Source organism: uncultured Campylobacter sp., assembly GCF_937997405.1.
Classification (GTDB): Bacteria; Campylobacterota; Campylobacteria; order Campylobacterales; family Campylobacteraceae; genus Campylobacter_B.
This window is the reverse complement of record NZ_CALKTL010000063.1, coordinates 1-4,579: the sequence shown is the minus strand read 5'-3', so window position 1 is coordinate 4,579 and position 4,579 is coordinate 1. Positions and strand designations below refer to the sequence as shown.

Genomic DNA, 4,579 nt, shown 5'->3' with positions numbered 1-4,579 from the left:
TCACCGCAATGCGGGCGCTGCGGTCCTGCCTCCTCTCGGAGGCCGCGTCGGTGTCTTGGCGCTCAAGCACGCTAAAATCGATCGTCTTAGCATCGATCCTTGGGCAGGTACCGGTCTTTAGCCGCCCCATTTGCAACCCTAGACTTCGCAGCGATTCGGCTAGCTCGACGCTCGCCAGCTCGCCCACGCGTCCCGCTTGCAGCTTGTTCTCGCCCACGTGAATTAGCCCGTTTAAAAAGGTACCGGCGGTGATTATCAGATGCTTTGTTTCATAAACGTTGCCAAGATGGGTTTTAACGCCGCAAATGCGCGGAGCGCCGCCTTGCTCGCAGGTTAAAATTTCGCTCGCGATCTCCTGGCTTATGTCCAGCCCCTGCGTGTTTAGCAGCAAATTTCGCATGTAGATGCGGTATTCGTCCATATCTATCTGAGCACGCGAGCCTCGCACGGCGGGGCCTTTGCTCTCGTTTAAAATTCTAAACTGCAGCCCGCACGCATCCGCCGCAAGCCCCATCTGACCGCCCAGTGCGTCGATTTCCTTTACCAGATGCCCCTTTGCAAGGCCGCCGATAGCCGGGTTACAGCTCGCAGCGCCGATCTGCTCGGCCAAGATCGTAATTAGCAGCGTCTTTGCGCCCATTTTTGCGGCGGCTAAGCTTGCCTCGATACCCGCGTGCCCGCCGCCCACAACGATAACGTCGTATTTCATTTTTTGCCTTTAAATTTAAAGTCGCAATTTTAGCCAAAATAAAATTTCAAAACGATAAATCGCATGCAGATGCCGCAGGCAGCGGCTCGATATGTATTTTCATACGCGTAAAATTTACCGCGCCGCAACTTTTAAGCGATTTTGATTTGCGCCCCCATGCAAGCGCACAGACGAGCCGTCCGTAAAAGTCGCGGCGCAAAAGCGGCGAGCGAAGGGCGTAAAATTCCGCGCAAAATTTTTAGCGTAAAATTCCTGCGCCAAAATTTCACGCGCGAGCTTTGCTTTAAATTTAGCGTTGTATAATTACGCATTTTTTTCAAAAAGGCTAAGTATTGATAGACAAATTTTATATTTCCGAGCTGAAAGATCGCGTGATAGGCGGCTGCGAGATTGCAAAGCAACAGGCGCTAGATCTGGCGCAGTGCGAGGATTTGGGCGCGCTTTTTGCGGCGGCGGATGAGATCAGGCGCGAGTTTTGCGGCGATAAATTTAATCTTTGCACGATCATAAACGTAAAATCGGGACGCTGTAGCGAGGACTGCAAATACTGCGCGCAGTCGGCGCATTTTAACACGGGCTGCGAGACTTACGGAATTTTGGGCGAGCAGCAGGTGCTAAGCGCCGCGCTTGCAAACGAAGCCGAGCAGACGCATCGCTTCTCGCTCGTCGCCAGCGGGCGCGGAATTTCTCAAAAAAGCTCCGATCTTAAGGCATACTGCGCGATCTATGAGCGGCTGCGAAGCGAAACGCGGCTGCATCTGTGCGCCTCGCTGGGGATCGCCTCAAAGCCCGCGCTGGCGCTGCTTAAAGCAAGCGGCGTGCAGACCTATCATCACAATCTCGAGACTTCGCGCAAATTTTATCCGCAGATCTGCACGACGCACAGCTACGACGACCGCATCCAAACGATACAAAACTGCCGCGCCGTAGGGCTTGACGTATGTAGCGGTGGGATTTTCGGGCTAGGCGAGGGCATGGAGGATCGCATCGATATGGCGCTGCAGCTGCGAGAGCTGGGCGTTAGCTCCGTGCCGATCAATATCCTGACCCCGATCAAGGGCACTCCGTTGCAAAACGCCGCGCCGCTAGCGCACGATGAAATTTTAAAATCGATCGCGATCTACCGCTTCATCTTGCCGCGCGCGTATCTGCGCTTCGCAGGCGGCAGACGAAATTTGGGCGAGCACGTGCGCACGGCGCTTGGATGCGGTATTAACTCGGCGCTTACGGGCAATTTCTTAACCACCACCGGCGATAGCATCGCAAGCGATAAGGCGCTTGTGGCGCAGTGCGGGTTCGACCTCGCAAAGGGCGCAGACTAGCGGCGGTCGGGAATTAAAGATAAAATTTAAGAGGCGGCTATGCGGATTAACGGCTGCGGGGAATTAAAGATAAAATTTGAAAGGCGACTGTGAAGTTAAAATTTTTCCTTGCCCTTATTTTGGTCGTCTTGCTTGGAGGTTGCTCGCTGCTCTCGCAGAACGACGAGGAGACTCCATTCTTGGCGGACGCGAGCAGATGCGACGTCGCAAGCTCGCTAAATAAGGAGCAGTCAAACCGCTGCGCGAAGCGACAAAAGATTGACGCCGAAGTCGCGCGTGCGGCGCAAAAGCAAGCGGTATCGCAAGATACGCTTAATTCATTCAGAGCAAATAGCGCGCAAGCTCAGCAAAGAGCGCAAGAGCAATATATTGCCGCGCGGCAAAGCCTAATGCAACAGCAATCGCAGCAGCAACTGGAGCAGATGCAACAGCGACAAAATATGAGAAATTTACAAAACGAACAAAACTGGAACAGGCTGCGCAATCTGGAAAATATAAGTAACGGCGGGATTTAGCCGTGAATTTTACAATTTGATCTAAATTTTAATTCGAGCGACTTTCATTCTAGATCAATTAGCCTCGGTAAAAATATGATGAAATTTTAATCAAAATACTCAAAAATCAAATGAGGTCTTAAATTTCAAGGGCAGGCAGCTGAATGATAGAAAATTTTAATTGATTTTAAGTGATGAAATGGTGACCCACAGGAGATTTGAACTCCTGTTACCGGCGTGAGAGGCCAGCGTCCTAACCACTAGACGAGTGGGCCGCGAAATTAAAAATGAGATAATAGCGAAGTGTATATAAATTTTGGATTAAATTATATAATTTCAACAAAAATAATGCAAAATAAAATTTTCGCCGAAAACTTAAAGCTTTTTGGCATAGCCGCAAATCTTGGTGCTCTAGATAGTCCGATATGCCGCCCATTCTAGATGGCATATAAATAAGTTCCGTCGCTGCAGCCATAAGCCAAATCGATATCATAAAAGCTTGCTGCGCCTTGCTATCAGCATCAAAAACGCCAATAATTTTATCGCGCTGATTTAAAGCAGGTGATAAGAAGCCATTTAGCATACCTTTTATTTAGCTTCTAGGCTTTTTAGATACTCATATACTCTTTTATCCTCGTTTTTCCTTGCCCAATCCGATGGAGTTACACTTTGGTTATGAGAACATCTAGCTTTTGGATCGGCGCCTCTTTCTACTAGATATTTTACGATTTCTAGACTATGAGAACTTGCCGCATAATTTACCATGGAGCAGCCATCCCTATCCTTTGCTTTAAAATTTCCGCCGTATTTTTCTAAAAGCTTTACGAGCCTAAAACTCTTCTCATCGTCGTGTTGGCTTCCGAATACGCTCATCATCATTGCGCTATCAGTCAGTCTTTTTGCGCACTCTAGCATCGCGCGAAGCGAATTTTCGCTACCTAACATTACCGCCATTTCGATGGGAGTGGTATTTTCATGACCTCTAAAATTCGGATCGCCGCCCATTTCGCAGTATTTTTTAGCATCTTTGGCGTTGTCTGAATATGCCGTTTTGTGAAGCAATGTTTGTATCTCATCTATACTCAAACTCTCTTCAGTCTTAGGCGTAACGAAAAAGTTTTCGTCGTAAATCTCCTTTAATGAATTTGTGCCGTAGTATTTACCCGGCTCGTCTTTAAAAATCAAATTTATGCCGTTAAAATCTGTAAGTTCTATAGAGTCGTTTGTTTTTAAATTTATTATCTTGTTAAAGTTAAAAACTAAATCATCCTTTTTAACCCCGCTATCAAAGATGAAAAAGTGGCTAAACTCGTAAGGAAATTCGTTTTTGTATTCAGGGTTTGACGCCGGATTTATCCTAGAATCGCCAATTCCTATCTTATCATGCCCCCATCTTTTGCCGAATATAAATATATTTGTACCCCAGCTTTTTGAAATTTTATCATCGTTCTCGCCCATTACGAAGATATCGTTTCCCCATGGGTCTTCCACATCGCTTCTGCCGCCCGTCAAAATATAGACGTTGTTATTTCCGGGGCAAACTATAGAGTGCCTCGTATCGCTTTCGGCTATAATGATTTCGTCTGCGTTTTGGTTGCAGCGAGAATTTATGTCCCAATATATGGTTTTGCTAAAATTTAAACTCACGTCTTCTAATACGGTGGTATCAAATCCTTGCGTCACTAAAATCTTTTTAGGAAAATATCCTTTCGCTTGCCCATCTTTGATAAATTTTTCCAAGCTTTGAAAGTCGGTTATATTGCCTCCGAAACAGCCGCCGACCACCAAAAACAATATAACGATAAATCTCATATTTGCTCCTCTTTTCGAGATAAAATTTTAAAAATTATACAAAATTTGTAAGCAAAATTTACTAAAAACAGCTCAAATTTAAAAATCAAAAATAAGCGTTTTTAATGCTTATATTAATGGCACTTGGATAGTTATAAATTTTAAGCTACTCCGCTGCTTTTAAATTTAAAAAGTTAAATCCATTTTAAACAGAATTTGCATAAAATCCCATTTCAAAAATGTATTGCGCGGGCGGCGACATC

General features: G+C 46.0%; 4 protein-coding genes and 1 tRNA gene. 2 read left to right on the top strand and 3 right to left on the bottom strand.

Going from position 1 to position 4,579, the window contains the following annotated elements:
- On the bottom strand, positions 1–709 hold a 709-nt coding region (locus Q0372_RS03240; protein ID WP_298102496.1), incomplete at its 3' end, for an FAD-dependent oxidoreductase.
- Positions 710–1,041: 332 nt separating this feature from the next.
- Here Q0372_RS03240 and bioB point away from each other — a divergent pair.
- Both bioB and Q0372_RS03230 read left to right on the top strand, forming a co-directional pair.
- A complete protein-coding gene (bioB, locus tag Q0372_RS03235; RefSeq protein ID WP_298102493.1) occupies positions 1,042–2,031 on the top strand; it encodes a biotin synthase BioB in 990 nt (329 codons plus the stop codon).
- A gap of 89 nt (positions 2,032–2,120) precedes the next feature.
- Entirely contained in the window at positions 2,121–2,546 is a 426-nt protein-coding gene (locus Q0372_RS03230; RefSeq protein WP_298102491.1) for a hypothetical protein, read from the top strand.
- Positions 2,547–2,725: 179 nt separating this feature from the next.
- Here the strand turns inward: Q0372_RS03230 and Q0372_RS03225 are convergent.
- Both Q0372_RS03225 and Q0372_RS03220 read right to left on the bottom strand, forming a co-directional pair.
- Positions 2,726–2,800: transfer RNA gene (locus Q0372_RS03225), tRNA-Glu, on the bottom strand.
- A 313-nt stretch (positions 2,801–3,113) separates the two neighbouring features.
- Positions 3,114–4,337 (bottom strand): ankyrin repeat domain-containing protein, encoded by a 1,224-nt coding sequence (locus Q0372_RS03220; RefSeq protein WP_298102488.1) that lies wholly within the window; start codon positions 4,335–4,337, stop codon positions 3,114–3,116.
- Between the last annotated feature and the right edge of the window lie 242 nt (positions 4,338–4,579).